This is a genomic window from Mycobacterium aquaticum, from assembly GCF_002086485.1.
Taxonomy (GTDB): domain Bacteria; phylum Actinomycetota; class Actinomycetes; order Mycobacteriales; family Mycobacteriaceae; genus Mycobacterium; species Mycobacterium aquaticum.
This window is the reverse complement of the sequence record NZ_MVHF01000071.1, coordinates 1-14,376: the sequence shown is the minus strand read 5'-3', so window position 1 is coordinate 14,376 and position 14,376 is coordinate 1. Positions and strand designations below refer to the sequence as shown.

The 14,376-nt window shown below is 67.3% G+C and carries 14 protein-coding genes; 11 read left to right on the top strand and 3 right to left on the bottom strand.

Annotated features, from left to right (window positions below):
* Window positions 1–8: 8 nt before the first annotated feature.
* Complete coding sequence (locus BST13_RS36760) at window positions 9–1,154, top strand: LLM class flavin-dependent oxidoreductase (protein ID WP_083170920.1); 1,146 nt, start codon at window positions 9–11, stop codon at window positions 1,152–1,154.
* 315 nt (window positions 1,155–1,469) lie between these two features.
* Entirely contained in the window at window positions 1,470–1,625 is a 156-nt protein-coding gene (locus BST13_RS39245) for a hypothetical protein (RefSeq protein ID WP_158087268.1), read from the top strand.
* A 214-nt stretch (window positions 1,626–1,839) separates the two neighbouring features.
* Here the strand turns inward: BST13_RS39245 and BST13_RS36750 are convergent, their stop codons facing one another.
* Window positions 1,840–2,445 carry a DUF732 domain-containing protein gene (locus BST13_RS36750; RefSeq protein ID WP_158087267.1) on the bottom strand — a complete coding sequence of 202 codons (606 nt, stop codon included), beginning with the start codon at window positions 2,443–2,445 and terminating at the stop codon, window positions 1,840–1,842.
* Window positions 2,446–3,011: 566 nt separating this feature from the next.
* Between BST13_RS36750 and BST13_RS36745 the strand changes: the two genes are divergently transcribed.
* From BST13_RS36745 to BST13_RS36725, 5 genes are read left to right on the top strand one after another with little or no spacing between them, the layout of a single operon-like run.
* Window positions 3,012–3,980 (top strand): GlxA family transcriptional regulator, encoded by a 969-nt coding sequence (locus tag BST13_RS36745; RefSeq protein ID WP_083170948.1) that lies wholly within the window; start codon window positions 3,012–3,014, stop codon window positions 3,978–3,980.
* A 10-nt stretch (window positions 3,981–3,990) separates the two neighbouring features.
* Entirely contained in the window at window positions 3,991–4,704 is a 714-nt protein-coding gene (locus tag BST13_RS36740; RefSeq protein ID WP_083170914.1) for a DJ-1/PfpI family protein, read from the top strand.
* Window positions 4,705–4,738: 34 nt separating this feature from the next.
* Window positions 4,739–5,527 (top strand): alpha/beta fold hydrolase, encoded by a 789-nt coding sequence (locus BST13_RS36735; protein ID WP_083170912.1) that lies wholly within the window; start codon window positions 4,739–4,741, stop codon window positions 5,525–5,527.
* A 9-nt stretch (window positions 5,528–5,536) separates the two neighbouring features.
* Window positions 5,537–7,183, top strand: coding sequence for a 2-succinyl-5-enolpyruvyl-6-hydroxy-3-cyclohexene-1-carboxylic-acid synthase (gene menD / locus BST13_RS36730; RefSeq protein WP_083170946.1), 1,647 nt, complete (start codon window positions 5,537–5,539; stop codon window positions 7,181–7,183).
* Between the two features lie 20 nt (window positions 7,184–7,203).
* Entirely contained in the window at window positions 7,204–7,734 is a 531-nt protein-coding gene (locus BST13_RS36725; RefSeq protein WP_083170945.1) for a DUF3592 domain-containing protein, read from the top strand.
* On the opposite strand, the gene BST13_RS36720 is transcribed toward BST13_RS36725, so the two are convergent.
* Window positions 7,692–8,363 (bottom strand): DsbA family protein, encoded by a 672-nt coding sequence (locus BST13_RS36720; RefSeq protein ID WP_095533868.1) that lies wholly within the window; start codon window positions 8,361–8,363, stop codon window positions 7,692–7,694. The genes BST13_RS36725 and BST13_RS36720 overlap by 43 nt on opposite strands.
* A gap of 107 nt (window positions 8,364–8,470) precedes the next feature.
* Between BST13_RS36720 and BST13_RS36715 the strand changes: the two genes are divergently transcribed.
* Window positions 8,471–9,610: a glycosyltransferase family 4 protein gene (locus BST13_RS36715; RefSeq protein ID WP_083170910.1), complete on the top strand. Its 1,140-nt coding sequence runs from the start codon at window positions 8,471–8,473 to the stop codon at window positions 9,608–9,610.
* 9 nt (window positions 9,611–9,619) lie between these two features.
* Here BST13_RS36715 and BST13_RS36710 read toward each other — a convergent pair whose 3' ends face one another.
* The gene (locus BST13_RS36710) at window positions 9,620–9,973 is read right to left on the bottom strand and encodes an ArsR/SmtB family transcription factor (protein ID WP_083170908.1); all 354 of its coding nucleotides are present in this window, start codon (window positions 9,971–9,973) and stop codon (window positions 9,620–9,622) included.
* Window positions 9,974–10,093: 120 nt separating this feature from the next.
* Between BST13_RS36710 and BST13_RS36705 the strand changes: the two genes are divergently transcribed.
* The 3 genes from BST13_RS36705 to BST13_RS36695 are packed head-to-tail and all read left to right on the top strand — an operon-like array spanning window position 10,094 to window position 14,217.
* Window positions 10,094–10,810, top strand: a complete 717-nt coding sequence (locus tag BST13_RS36705) for an MgtC/SapB family protein (protein WP_083170906.1) — start codon at window positions 10,094–10,096, stop codon at window positions 10,808–10,810.
* Between the two features lie 51 nt (window positions 10,811–10,861).
* Complete coding sequence (mgtA, locus tag BST13_RS36700; protein WP_083170904.1) at window positions 10,862–13,501, top strand: magnesium-translocating P-type ATPase; 2,640 nt, start codon at window positions 10,862–10,864, stop codon at window positions 13,499–13,501.
* 26 nt (window positions 13,502–13,527) lie between these two features.
* Window positions 13,528–14,217 (top strand): demethylmenaquinone methyltransferase, encoded by a 690-nt coding sequence (locus BST13_RS36695; protein ID WP_083170941.1) that lies wholly within the window; start codon window positions 13,528–13,530, stop codon window positions 14,215–14,217.
* Window positions 14,218–14,376 lie beyond the last annotated feature (159 nt).

The window sequence follows — 14,376 nt, the reverse complement described above, 5'->3', positions numbered from 1 at the left end:
AGTCACCCATGTCTGGATTTCGCGTCGGCATCATGGATCCGGCGATTGCCTCGCGGCCTCGCGTGGACTCGTTCACGCGGGCCAATTACCTCAGCGCGGTCGCGTGCGGCGTCGACTCCTTCTGGGTGCCCGATCACCTGAATGCGCTGTTTCCCAGGACGCTGTGGCAGCCGAAGTTTTCCTCGGGCGCAAAGGTGTTGCCCTCGGCGGACGCCTATCTGGAGCCGTGGACCATGCTGGGCAATCTCGCGGCTCGCAACCGGATGGCCCGCTTGCGGCTTGGTGTCTCGGTGACCGACACCGGGCGTCGCAACCCGGCGGTCACCGCGCAGGCCGCGGCGACGATGAACCTGCTCACCCGCGGCCGCTTCATCCTCGGTATCGGCACCGGTGAGCGTGAGGGCAATGAGCCCTACGGCGTGGAGTGGTCGAAGCCGGTGGCGCGGTTCGAAGAGGCCATGGCCACCATCCGAGTCTTGTGGGATTCCAAAGGTGAACTGGTGAACCGGGATTCGCCTTTCTTCCCGTTGCGCAACGCGATCTTCGACCTGCCGGCGTACCGCGGAAAGTGGCCGCCGATCTGGATCGCTGCGCACGGTCCCCGCATGTTGCGGGCTGTCGGACGCTACGCCGACGGTTACTTCCCGGCGTTCCCGCACACACCGAAGGAATACGCGCAGCGCCTCGATGCTCTCCGGTCTGCCGCATCAGATGCCGGACGTGACCCGATGGCGATCACGCCTGCGCTGTGGGCCATGATCGTGTCGGGGCGCAACCCGGACGATGTCGACGAGGCCCTGGACTCGGAGGTCACCAGGGCCGGTGCGCTGCTGGCGTCGGACGAGTTCTATGCCCGGCACGGAGCCGAACATCCGTTGGGTGTCGGTTTCACTGGCGCGCAAGACATCCTGCCGCAGGATTGGGACGAGCAGACCGCGTTGTCCTACATCAAGAAGGTACCGATGTCGGTGCTGCGCGCGATATACCTGTGCGGGACGACGGACGAGATCGTCGACCGCGCCATGGAGTGGCGCGACAACGGCGTCCGCTACCTCGTCGTCGCCAATATCGGTCCACTGCAACGCAATCTGCGTAAGGGGCTGTTGTCGACCGTCTTGTTCGCTCAGGCGGTCCGCAAGCTCAAGAAGTTGTAATACATCCGCCACAGTTGTGCTCATTCGCCTCAGCAGCTCCGAAGAAACGGCGCAAATGGCCATGGATCGTCGGCGGGGGGCTCGTGTTCTTCTGGAACATCGGCACCGTGACCGGCGGCAACGACGAACACGACAAGGGCACCCGCAGAGCCGGACACCACCGGTCACGTCGTGTTCGCCGAGTTCAATATCCACGACGGATTCACCAAGAGCATGATTGCCCGCAACGCCTAATGCGATACCGGCGACATGCTCAAGTGGGCACACGAGACGTATCCACAGGCATTTAACGTCGTTGTGCAAGGCCGATTTCCGATGCAGGACGACTACGGGAACACGTCGAACCCGGTCATCCTGAACGTCGACTACGACGCCGCGACGCTGGACAAGATCAATTTCGACAACGTCAACAGTAAGAAGATCTGGGAAATCCGCGACGGTGGCATGGTGCATCCCGAGCTACAGCAGTAGTGCCCACGGACCATCGAACATGAGAGCAAAAATGACACTCAGGACGTTTCTTGGAGTGCTTGACGCGCCGATGGCCTAATAGCTGGTGCACCGTCGCGACCACGTCCTCGACTGGTCATACCGGCGCAGACGCCACCAACAACGAGCCCACGACAGCCACCAAAGCCGCAGATCGCTACCACTACATCAACAACCCCGATCTACGGCCGTAGTACTAGCCTGCGGGAGTGCCGCAAACGAAGTTGTGGGCTGCATCCCACGGAACGAGCGCTTCCAAGCCTCGACATATGCCGGTGCCCGCGTCATTCCAGTTTGCGGGGGTTGGATTGCCAATAGCGCCGATGCTACCGCCGATCCCGCATCCCAGTAGCTGACCCGCCTCAACGTCGCCAAGGCCGGGCAACTTTCTCATTGCAAGGACCGTATCGCCAATGTTTGGCAATTGGCCCACCGTCGACCAGGCGTCAAGAAGGTCCTGACATGAGTGGCTCGCTCCATCGGTGTGACCACCGGGTGGGCACAAATCATGAATAGCGAATTGAACCATCCCGGCAGCCTGGTCTGGGGTAATGGCGCTGGTGCCGTTGACGTTCGTAGATCCGGTTAGCAGCGCGTTAGCCATGTCGGCCTGGGAAGCACCTGATGCCGCCTGCTTACAGACCTCGTGACCCGCAAAGATAATTTGCGAATCAGGGCCATTAACGCCCGCGTCGTGTACCCGCTGTACATACATGTCGTCATATGAGTCGGCCTGCGCAACGGGACACGGCGCGCCCAGCGCCATCGCCGCGACCGATATTGCTGCAAGCTGCTTCCACATGCCACGTACTCCCAATCGGCTCGCCCGAGCAGCGAGGACTCGCCAGTAGCCTCTGGACCGACGCACGGTGCCCAGAACGCGATCAAACATGTCTAGCCCTTCGCGTGTTCGCCGACCCGGTGGTGCCTTCTGTTGGCTCCGAGTAGAACTCATACCCGATGTAATAAGCGTTTGCGCAGCAAGTTTGCGAGATTCATCCGGTCGACCGACACGCCCTGGGGGGTTCTGGACCCGTATTCGTATTGGGTGCTAGCCATCCCGGTGGCCCGCAACTCAGGGGCCCTGCCCCGGTCGGTCCCCGTCGACGTGCGCGCACACTTGCGTCCCGTCCTACAACGCGGATTGGGACGGATTCAGGTTTTAGTCTTGCGTGCAGCACCGCGTGCTAGCGGTGCGACGTTCCACTGCAGCAACGCGTTTCGTGCTGTGGCTCAGGACTGGGCGGCCGACTCCGCCGTGTTGGCTGGTGTGCACCTGGACACCAAAAGATCCGATAAGCCGGTCATGTCCTGATCTGTGGGGTCCATGGCATAGACGACATGCCCAACATCGCCAAGACTGAAGTCATGACGCGATCGGTGGTGATTCTCGGCTACGCCGGCGTACAAGCGCTCGACCTGGTCGGGCCCTTCGACGTGTTCACCGGCGCGACGCTGCACCTGGCCAGTCGGGGCCGTGTCGACGACGGGTACACAGCCACGCTGGTATCGATCGACGGTCAGCCCGTCGCGACGCTCACCGGACTGGAATTCGTCGCACAACCACCACCGGACCCGAATCTGCCGATCGACACCATCGTCATCCCGGGCGGTGTCGGCGCCGACACGGCCCGCGCCAATCCGGCCGTCATCGACTGGATCAGAACCGCGGCGCCGAATGCCCGTCGCGTCGTCACGGTGTGCACCGGCGCCTTCATCGCGGCCCAGGCCGGGTTGCTCGACGGATGCCCGGCCACCACCCACTGGGCCTCGGCCGGGCGGCTGGCCGAGGAGTTCCCCACGGTGGTGGTCGATCCCGAGCCGATCTTCGTCCGCAGCTCGGAGAGTGTATGGACGGCGGCGGGGGTCACCTCGGGCATCGATCTGGCGCTCAAGCTCGTCGAGGACGACTTCGGCACTGACGTCGCGCAGACCGTCGCGCGCTGGCTGGTGCTCTATCTGCGGCGCCCGGGCGGGCAGACGCAGTTCGCCGCACCGGTGTGGATGCCGCGCGCCAAACGCGAACCGATCCGCGATGTGCAGGAGGCCATCGAGGCCCAACCCGGCGGCGCGCACAGCATCGCCGAACTCGCGCGGCGCGCCGCCATGAGCCCGCGGCACTTCACCCGGGTGTTCACCGATGAGGTCGGTGAGGCGCCGGGCGCCTACGTCGAGCGGATCCGCACCGACGCCGCCCGGCGTCAACTCGAAGAGACCGATGACACCGTGACCGCCATCGCGATGCGCTGTGGGTTCGGCACCGCGGAAACCATGCGCCGCAACTTCGTTCGGCGGATTGGCATTTCACCCGACCAATACCGAAAAACCTTCGCCTGAAAGAGGAGCCATGCAGATCGCCATCGTCTTGTACCCGGGTTTCACCGCGCTCGACTTCATCGGGCCCTACGAGATCCTGCACTACCTGCCCGACGCCGAGGTTCGGTTCGTGTGGCATGAACCCGGCCCGATCACCGCGGACTCCGGCGTGCTGGTCATCGGCGCCACCCACTCGTTCGACGAAACGCCTTCTCCAGACCTCATTCTGGTGCCCGGCGGGCCGACGACCATCGAGCACACCCGCGACGAGAAGCTCATCGCGTGGTTGCGCCAGGCCCATGAGACCTCGAGCTGGACGACGTCGGTGTGCTCCGGTTCGGTGCTGCTGGCCGCCGCGGGCATCCTGCGCGACCGCCGTGCGACGTCGCACTGGATGGCCTTGCCGGTTCTGAAGACGCTGGGCGTGACGCCGGTCGCCGACGAGCGGATCGTCAACGCGGGGGACCAGATCGTGACCGCGGCGGGTGTCTCGGCAGGCATCGACCTGGCGATGTGGCTGGCCGGCCAGATCGCGGGCGAAGCCAAGGCCAAGGCCATCCAACTGGGCATCGAGTACGACCCGCAGCCGCCGTTCGATTCCGGTCACATGTCCAAGGCGTCCGCCGCGACCAAGGCGGCCGCGACGGCGATGCTGTCGAAGGACGTCATGAAGCCCGCCGCACTCAAGGCGACCACGCTGCTGCTGTGGGACCGCGCGCTCGACGCGGTGCGCGCCCGCCGCTGAATCGGACCCGAATCGGGGCAGTAAGGTCGGCCGGGTGAACCTGGCTTACGACGAACGAGGCAAGGGTGAGCCGGTGCTCTTCATCGCGGGCCGCGGTGGCGCCGGCCGCACCTGGCATCTGCACCAGGTGCCGGAGTTCCAGCGTGCGGGCTATCGCTGCATCACCTTCGACAACCGCGGCATCGGCGCCACCGAGAACGCCGAGGGATTCGACACCGCCCAGATGGTGGCCGACACCGCCGAGCTCATCGAGAAGCTCGATGCGGCGCCGGTCCGCATCGTCGGCGTGTCGATGGGATCGTTCATCGCGCAGGAACTGATGCTGGCCCGCCCTGAGCTGGTGCACTCGGCCGTTCTGCTGGCCACCCGCGGTCGCCACGATCGTGCGCGCGACTTCTTCCGCGAGGCCGAGCGTGACCTGGATCGTTCCGGGGTGCAGCTGCCGCCGACGTTCGATGCGAAAGTGCGCATGCTGGAAAGCTTTTCGCCGAAGACGCTCAACAACGACGTATCGGCGCGGGACTGGAGCGAGATGTTCACCATGTGGCCCACCAAGCCGACACCGGGCCTGCGCACCCAACTCGACATCGGCCCCGACGGCAACCGGTTGCCCGCCTACGCGGCGATCCGCACGCCGGTGCTCGTCGTCGGGTTCGCCGACGATGTGGTGTTGCCGCCACATCTCGGGCAAGAAGTGGCCAAGGCCATACCGAACGCCCGCTACCTGGAGATTCCCGACACCGGCCACCTGGGCTTCATCGAGAAACCGCAGGAAGTCAACGCCGCGATCCTCAATTTCTTCGCTGAATCACGGGCCCAATAGGCTGTAGTGGTGAACCCATCGACGGCACAGGCCCGTGTCGTCGTCGACGAACTCATTCGCGGCGGCGTCCGCGATGTCGTGCTGTGTCCCGGGTCGCGCAACGCCCCGCTCGCGTTCGCGCTGTCCGACGCAGATCGCGCCGGCCGGATCCGGCTGCATGTGCGTATCGATGAACGGACTGCCGGCTACCTGGCGATCGGTCTTGCGGTCGCCGAACGCGCCCCGGTCTGTGTGGCGATGACCTCCGGCACCGCGGTGGCCAATCTCGGCCCCGCTGTGGTCGAGGCCAACTACGCCCGGGTTCCGCTGATCGTGCTGAGCGCCAACCGGCCGTACGAGCTGCTCGGCACGGGCGCCAACCAGACCTTCGAGCAGCTCGGCTACTTCGGCACCCAGGTGCGGGCGAACATCAGCCTCGGGCTGGCCCCCGACCTCAGCGGCGGCGCGCACGGCGAGATGGATGCGCTCAACGCGCAGTGGCGTTCGGCGACGTGCCGGGTGATCGCGGCCGCGACCGGCTCGCGCACCGCCAACGCCGGCCCGGTGCAGTTCGACATCCCGCTGCGGGAACCACTGGTTCCCGACGACGCGGCAGGCACGCCCGCTGTGTTTCCCGAGGGCAGGTCCGGTGGCAAGCCGTGGACGTTCACCCCGCCGGTCACGTTCGATCAGCCATTGGACATCGACCTGACGCCGGACACCGTGGTGATCGCCGGGCACGGCGCGGGTGTGCATCCGAACCTGGCGGAGCTGCCGACGGTCGCCGAGCCGACCGCGCCGCCGGCCGCCAACCCGCTGCATCCGCTGGCGCTGCGCCTGGTGCATCCGCAACAGGTCATCATGCTGGGCCGGCCGACACTGCACCGCCCGGTGTCGTCGCTGCTGGCCGACCCGTCGGTGCCGGTCTATGCGTTGACGACGGGTCCGCGCTGGCCCGACGTGTCCGGTAATTCGCAGGCCACCGGCACCCGCGCGGTCACCTCGGGGACTCCGAACCCGGCCTGGCTGCGCCGGTGCGCCGAGATGAACCGGCACGCGGTGGCCGCGGTGCGCGACCAGCTCGCGGCGCATCCGCTGACCACCGGCCTGCATGTCGCGGCGGCGGTGGCCGCTGCGGTACGTCCCGGGGACCAGCTCGTGCTCGGTGCGTCGAACCCCGTGCGGGACGCCGCATTGGTGGCGCTGGACGCGACGGGCGTGAAGGTGCGGTCGAATCGCGGGGTGGCAGGCATCGACGGCACGGTGTCGACGGCCGTCGGCGCAGCCCTGGCCCACGAGCGCGTCGGCCGCACGATCGCGCTGATGGGCGATCTGACGTTCGTGCACGACAGCTCCGGGCTTCTGATCGGCCCGACCGAGCCGACGCCGCGCGACCTGACCATCGTCGTCTCCAACGACAACGGCGGAGGCATCTTCGAACTGCTCGAACAGGGCGACCCGCGGTTCTCCGACGTGTCGTCCCGGGTCTTCGGCACGCCGCACGATGTCGACGTCGGCGCCCTCTGCCGCGCCTATCACGTCGAACACCGCCAGATCGACGTCGACGGGCTCGGCGACGCGCTGGCCGAATCAACGGGCGCGATGCGGGTGCTGGAGGTGAAGGCCGACCGGTCCTCGTTGCGCGCGCTGCACGCGTCCATCAAGGCAGCGTTGTGAGAGTGCGCGTGAACGCGGCCGTGCACCGGGTGCGAGCGTCGGCGCAGGCCCTGCTGCCGCGGCTCTCGGGCGAGGCCTGCGAGACCCGCTCGCAGCGCGTCATCCGCCGGGTCCGCATCGGAGTGGTCATCGTCGCGTGCCTGGTGACGCTGCAGTCGGTGCTGCTGGTGCTCGGTGCCTGGCGCAACGACCGTCAGATCGAGCGGCACATGGGCGTGGCTGCCGCCGAGGTGCTCAGCGCGGGCCCACGCCGCTCGACCATCGAGTTCGTCACGCCCGACCGGGTGACCTACCGTCCTGAGCTGGGCGTGCTCTACCCCTCGGAGCTCGACACCGGCATGCGGATCTACGTCGAATACGACAAGAACGACCCCGATCTCGTGCGGGTGCGCGACCGCAACGCGTCGTTGGCGATCATCCCGGCCGGGTCCATCGCGGTGGTGGGCTGGCTGGTGGCCGGCGTGGCGCTGGCGGGGCTGGCGTTGCTGCAGAAGCGGCTGGACCGTCGTCAGATCGCCGACAACAGCTTGGCCAGCCAATCGTTGTCGTAGATGTCGATGATCTTGTCGTTCTTCAGGTCGTAGACCGTCGGAGTGCCGATGGTGTCCTGGATCTCGCTGAGGAATTCGACGTTCTGGTCGGCCATCTCGCCGGTGTCGACACCGGGCTCACCGGCGGCGATCTTGGCGACGTGTTCTGATCCGACGCCGCTCTCGTGCGCCATGTCGGCCAGTTCCTGATCACTCGGTGCCTGGCCGCCGGGCTGCTGGTGGCTCCACAGATCCTCGACGTACCGCTGGAATTGCACACCGCCGGTGCCCGGGCCCGCCGCGAGGAACAGGGCATTGCTCACCCGGGCCGAGTAGTCGTGGCCGTCGACGTCGAGGAACGTCATCGGGCGGTAGGTGACGGCGAGCTCACCGAGGTTGATGTAGCTGGTGATCTCATCGCCGAAGTCGTGCTGCAACTGGGCGCAGTGCGGGCACTGGGGTTCGGTGAAGATCTCGATCTGCAGCGGCGCATCGGTGAACCCCACCTGAATGCCCGAGCCGTCCTTGGTGATCTCGGTCGGCGGGCCGTTGGGATCGGGCGCGGCGACGCCGGAAACCACCTGTGTGCAGCCCGCGGTGGTCAGTGTCAGGCTCATCGCCAGCGCGCCGAGCAACCGCATGAACCGCATGCCCACTGAGCGTAGTCCCAGGATGTCCGCAGCGCGCAGGTCAGGTTTTTGCGTGTCGTATCCCCGTCGGCAACCTTTGCGACAGGTCCCGCTGCGACGATCGTGACGTGCGCGTGGCAATCGTTGCAGAGTCCTTCCTCCCGAATGTCAACGGCGTCACCAACTCCGTGCTTCGGGTGATCGAGCATCTCCGCCGTACCGGCCATGAGGTGCTCGTCATCGCGCCGGACACCCCGCGCCGGCAACCGCCGGCCGACCGGGTCTACGACGGTATCCGGGTCCATCGGGTGCCGTCGCACATGTTCCCGAAGGTGACCTCCCTGCCGCTGGGTGTGCCGCGGCCCCGGATGGTCAGTGTGCTGCGCGGGTTCGCGCCCGACGTCGTGCACCTCGCGTCACCCGCGCTGCTCGGCTGGGGCGGCGTGCATGCCGCCCGGTACCTGGGTGTGCCGACGGTCGCGGTGTTCCAGACCGATGTCGCCGGCTTCGCCGAGAGCTACGGGGTCGGCGTGCTGTCGCGGGCGTCCTGGGCGTGGACGCGGCGGCTGCACGCCAAGGCCGACCGAACCCTCGCCCCGTCCACCTCGGCGATAGAAAACCTTGAAGCCCATGGCATTCCACGGGTTTTCAAGTGGGCCCGCGGGGTGGACATCACCGGTTTCGCGCCGTCCGCGCGCGACGAGGCGCTGCGGGCGTCGTGGTCGCCGGATGGTCGCCCGGTGGTCGGGTTCGTCGGCCGGCTGGCCCCGGAAAAACATGTGGAACGGCTGGCCGCCCTCGCTGCGCGCGACGACCTGCAGCTGGTGATCGTCGGCGACGGCATCGACCGCGCGAAGCTCCGAACAGTGCTTCCCTCAGCGGTTTTCACCGGTGAACTCCGCGGGGAGGCATTGGCCGCCGCGTACGCCAGCATGGATGTGTTCGTCCACCCCGGTGAGCACGAGACGTTCTGTCAGGCGGTCCAGGAGGCGATGGCATCGGGTCTTCCGGTCATCGCGCCCGACGCCGGAGGCCCGCGAGATCTGGTGGCGCCGTACCGAACTGGGCTGCTGCTCGGGGTCGACGAGTTCGAGGCTGCGCTGCCTGCGGCGGTCGATCATCTGATCGCCGAACGCGCGCGGTACTCGGTGGCAGCGCGCCGCAGTGTGCTGGGCCGCACCTGGCCGGCGATCTGCGACGAACTGCTCGGGCACTACGAGGCCGTGCAACCGGGCGCCGACGTGACACTGCGCCGGCATGCCGGCTGAGTCCGGCCGCTACGCGTGGCGGGCGGTGTCGGACCCCCGGAGTGTGGGCTGAGCAGCGCTGAGTGCCACCCGGATCACCGCGAGGGCATTGTCGTCGGTGGCCACGTAAACCTGCCGCTTGCCGTGGCGCTGGGCGCGGACCAAGCCTGCGAGCTTGAGCTTGCCGAGGTGGTGGCTGACCGTGGCAACGCTCTGCCCGGTCTTGTCGGCCAGCGTCCCGACGTCCTGCTCACCACTGTCGAGAAGCCACAGGATGTGCAACCGGACGGTGGCCGACAGCAGACCGAACAGCGACGCGGTGTCCTGAAGCACCCGAGGCGACACAGGGTCGACCGGGTCGGGCGTGGCGGTGGGGGCGGGCACGGAACTCCTCTCGATGTCCCTGACCTAGACTGTCTCATACTTAACACTTGTGCAAGTGTTTGAGTTTCCTGGTTGACTGCTTTTGTCCAACCATCTGCCCACGGCCGAAAGGAGTGTGCGATGACAACGCTGGAGATGCTGCTGCGCATCGGATCCGGTGTCGGCTTGGGTACCGTGATCGGGCTGGAACGCCAGTACCGCGCCCGGATGGCGGGCCTGCGCACCAACGCCCTCGTGGCGGTCGGGTCGACGCTGTTCGTGCTGTTGTCGGCGCACGGCTTCAGCAGCGACGCCGGGACCGCTGATCCCACTCGGGTGGCTGCTCAAATCGTCTCTGGCATAGGCTTTCTCGGTGCCGGCGTCATCATGCGCGATGGGCTGAGTGTCCGTGGACTCAACACCGCCGCCACGTTGTGGTGTTCGGCCGCAGTCGGGGCACTGTCGGGCGCCGGGCTGTTCGATGTGGCGGCCGCGGGCACGGTCGTCGTCGTCCTCGTCAATGTCGCGCTGCGTTTCGTCGGCCGCGCCGTCGACCGCATTCCCGAGACGGGTGACGAGCAGCCGACGTCGTATGAGTTCGTGGCCGCCACCCGCGACGAGCACGAGGCACACATCCGCGCACTTGTCGTGCAGGCGTTGACCCGCACCGATTTCCGGCTGCAGTCGATCGCGAGCACCAACATCGACGATGCCGGTGGCGTCGAGGTCCGCGCCGAGTTGCTCAGCGATCAGCGCGACGACCGGCAGATGGAATCCGCGGTGAGCCGCCTGAGCATGGAACCGTCGGTGACCAGCGTGCGATGGAACGTCAACGTCGAGGAACCCGTCGACCACTAGTCGCGTGGGTACCGTGGGCAAGGGTTGTTTCGAGCGCGTGAGGGGCCGACGATGACAGACAACGCAGCCGGCCTCGGCACCGTCCTCGACGGCCAGAACCACCGTCTGTGCGAGCTCGCCGCCGCACCCGTGTTGACCGTGTTCCACCAGGTGCACAGTTCTCCGCGGGGGCTCACCGAAAACGAGGCCGCCGACCGGTTGAGCCGGTTCGGCGACAACGACCCAGCACCCGACGACGAAGACACCGCGTGGACCCGGCTGCGGAGCGCGGTCCGCAGCCCGTTCGTGGCGTTACTGGCCGGGCTGGACGTGGTGTTCCTGCTGGTCCGCGACATCCGGGGAGCCGGGATCGTCGGCCTCATGATCGCCTTGGCGGTGCTGTTGCGGTTGTGGCAACAGACGCGTTCGGAGCGCGCCACCCGTGCGCTCGCCGAGCTGGTGTCCTCGACCGTGACGGTGCGCCGCCGCGCCGACGATGACGACGAGCCCATGGAGCGCGAGGTGTCGCCCCAGGATCTCGTACCCGGCGACATCGTGTTGTTGAGCGCCGGCGATGTCGTCGCCGCCGACGTCCGGCTGATCACCTCCACCGACCTCGTGGTCGATCAGTCGGTGTTGTCCGGGGAATCGCTACCGGTGTCGAAGTCGGCTCGGCTGGGCCCGTCGGCGGCAGATGCCGGGCTGCGGGATGCGGTCGTCGATGCGCCCAACCTGTGTCTCTCCGGTACCGCCGTGGTGGCAGGCGCCGCCACCGGCGTGGTGATCGCGACCGGGCCACGCACCTACACCGGATCATTGACCCGATCGGCCGCCGCGATCCGTCCGGAATCCAGCTTCGACCGCGGGGTCCGCGCGGTGGGCTGGACCCTGATCCGCTTCATGCTGGTGATGGCGCCCATCGTGTTCGTCGTCAACGGACTGGTGAGCGGCGTGTGGGCGCAGGCGGCGATGTTCGCCGTCGCCGTCGCGGTCGGCCTCACGCCCGAGATGCTGCCCGTCATCGTCACGACCAATCTGGCCCGCGGAGGCGCCCGGTTGGTCAGCGAGAAGGTTGTCGTGCGGCGGCTCAACGCCATTCAGGATCTCGGCGGCATGGATGTCCTGTGCGTGGACAAGACCGGAACCCTCACCGAGGACCGCATCATCTACGCCCACAGTATCGACGTTGCCGGACGCCCTGACGAGGCAGTCGCCGAATTCGCTTATCTCAGCGTGTATTTCCAGGACTGCGCGCACAGTCCACTCGATGCCGCGGTCCTCGAACTACTCGGTGGCGGGCAGATGGAGTTCATCGCCGACGCCGCGTTTACCAAGGTCGACGAGGTCGCGTTCAACCATCGCCGGCGCCGCAACACCGTCGTGGTCACCCGGCAGCGCGACGAGCACATCATGATCTGCAAGGGCGACCCCGATCAGGTGTTGGCCCGCTGCAGCCAGATCCGCATCGACAACGCGGTGGTCGCCTTCGACGACGAGCTCGCCGCCGAGGCCCACGAGATCGTGGCGGCCTACCGGCGCCAGGGCATGCGGGTGCTCGCCGTGGCGGTCAAGGAGCTGCCCGCGCGGTGGGAAGACTACGGCGATTCCGACGAATTCGGCTTGGTGCTCGTCGGTTTCGTCGGTTTTGTCGACCCCATCCGGGAAAGTGCGGCCGGCACCGTCACCAGCCTGGCCGATCACGGCGTCGGGGTGAAGATCCTCACCGGCGACAGCCGGGTCGTCGCCGCCCAGGCGGCCAACCACGTCGGGTTGGACTCCCACGCAACGGTTCTCGGATCCGATATCGACGACACCGGTGATCATGAGCTACGGGCGCTGGCCGTCGCGGCCGACGTGTTCGCCGAGCTGGCACCGGCCCACAAGGCGCGGATCGTCGCGGCCCTGCGGCAGGAAGGACACGCCGTCGGGTACCTCGGCGACGGCGTCAACGACGTCGCCGCGCTGCGTATCGCCGACGTGGGCATAGCCGCCGACACCGCGGCCGACGTCGCCAAGCAGGCCGCCGATCTGATCCTGCTCGAGCGTGACCTCGCCGTCGTCGCACGGGGTGTGGTCGAGGGGCGTCGGACCCTGGCCAACACCATGAAGTACATCAAGATCACTGCCAGTTCCAATTTCGGCAACGTGCTCTCGGTCTTGGCGGCCAGCGTGCTGCTGCCGTTCCTGCCGATCCTGCCCATCCAGTTGATGGTCCAGAACCTGCTGTACGACACCGCCCAGCTCGCGTTGTCGTGGGACCGCGTCGACGACGACTATCTGAGGGTTCCGCAACGGTGGCGCTCTGGCGGGCTCATCGGGTTCATGCTCACGTTCGGCCCGCTCAGCTCGCTTTTCGACCTCGCCACGTTCGGCGCGCTGTGGTGGTGGTTCGGCGGCGCGCATGCCCCGTCGCTGTTCCAGACGGGCTGGTTTGTCGAAGGTCTGCTGACCCAGCTGCTCATCGTGCTCGTGCTGCGCACCCGCGAAGTGCCGTGGCGCCGTCCCGGGCCCGCCGCGACCGTGGTGCTGGCATTGTGGTGCGCGGCATCCATCGGCTTGGTGCTGCCCGTGACACCGTTGGCCGAGCCACTGCACATGACGCCGCTGCCTATCGGCTATGCGCTGTGGCTGGCCGTGGTCGCCGTGAGCTACGCCTCGTGCGCGCAGCTGGTGAAACACCGGTACCTGCGTCGGCACCGCGCATGGCTGTGACCGACGGGCCGGGTAGCGTCAGCACAGTGAGTCGAGCGAGCCTGGAGAAAAACCCGCACGAGGTCGCGTCGATGTTCGATGCGGTGGCGCGGCGCTACGACCTGACCAACACCGTGATGTCGCTGGGCCAGGACCGGTTCTGGCGGCGAGAGACCCGCGCGGCATTGGGCATCGGGCCGGGGGACAAGGTGCTGGATCTCGCGGCGGGCACGGCCGTGTCGACGGTCGAGCTGGCCACCTCCGGCGCGTGGTGCGTGGCCGCGGACTTCTCGGTCGGGATGCTGGCGGCGGGCGCGGCCCGGCCGGTCCCCAAGGTCGGGGCCGACGCCACCCGGCTGCCGTTCGCCGACGGCGTGTTCGATGCGGTGACCATCAGCTTCGGGCTGCGCAACGTCGTCGACCATGTGGAGGGGCTGCGGGAGATGGCCCGCGTGACCCGGCCCGGCGGCCGGCTCGTCGTGTGCGAATTCTCCACGCCGACCAATCGCGCGTTCGCCACGGTCTACAAGGAGTACCTCATGCGGGCGCTGCCTGCGATGGCGACGGCCGTGTCGAGCAACCCCGAGGCCTACGTCTACCTCGCCGAATCGATCCGGGCGTGGCCCGATCAAACCGAACTGGCCCGCCGCATCGCAACGGCGGGCTGGTCAAAAGTGCGCTGGCGCAACCTCACCGGCGGCATCGTCGCGCTGCACGCTGCGACGAAGCCGGAGTAGGCGCGCTTACTCCAGGCGCGGACCAGCGCCAATTCACTTGGCGGGCAGCGTTATCCGGCCCGCCGAGCCGCCGGGGGTGTGCCTAGACGGTATGAGTGACCGTCGGCGTTGTGTCGGGGGTTGCGGGCCGGGGCCTCGCTCACCCATGTTCGTGGGTTA

Coding starts and splice junctions, on each gene's coding strand:
- BST13_RS36745 (WP_083170948.1), top strand. CDS start 3,012: ATGACGCGATCGGTGGTGATTCTCGGCTACGCCGGCGTACAAGCGCTC.
- mgtA (WP_083170904.1), top strand. CDS start 10,862: ATGACAGACAACGCAGCCGGCCTCGGCACCGTCCTCGACGGCCAGAAC.
- BST13_RS36720 (WP_095533868.1), bottom strand. CDS start 8,363: ATGCGGTTCATGCGGTTGCTCGGCGCGCTGGCGATGAGCCTGACACTG.
- BST13_RS36750 (WP_158087267.1), bottom strand. CDS start 2,445: ATGTGGAAGCAGCTTGCAGCAATATCGGTCGCGGCGATGGCGCTGGGC.
- BST13_RS36705 (WP_083170906.1), top strand. CDS start 10,094: ATGACAACGCTGGAGATGCTGCTGCGCATCGGATCCGGTGTCGGCTTG.
- BST13_RS36760 (WP_083170920.1), top strand. CDS start 9: ATGTCTGGATTTCGCGTCGGCATCATGGATCCGGCGATTGCCTCGCGG.
- BST13_RS36740 (WP_083170914.1), top strand. CDS start 3,991: ATGCAGATCGCCATCGTCTTGTACCCGGGTTTCACCGCGCTCGACTTC.
- BST13_RS39245 (WP_158087268.1), top strand. CDS start 1,470: ATGCAGGACGACTACGGGAACACGTCGAACCCGGTCATCCTGAACGTC.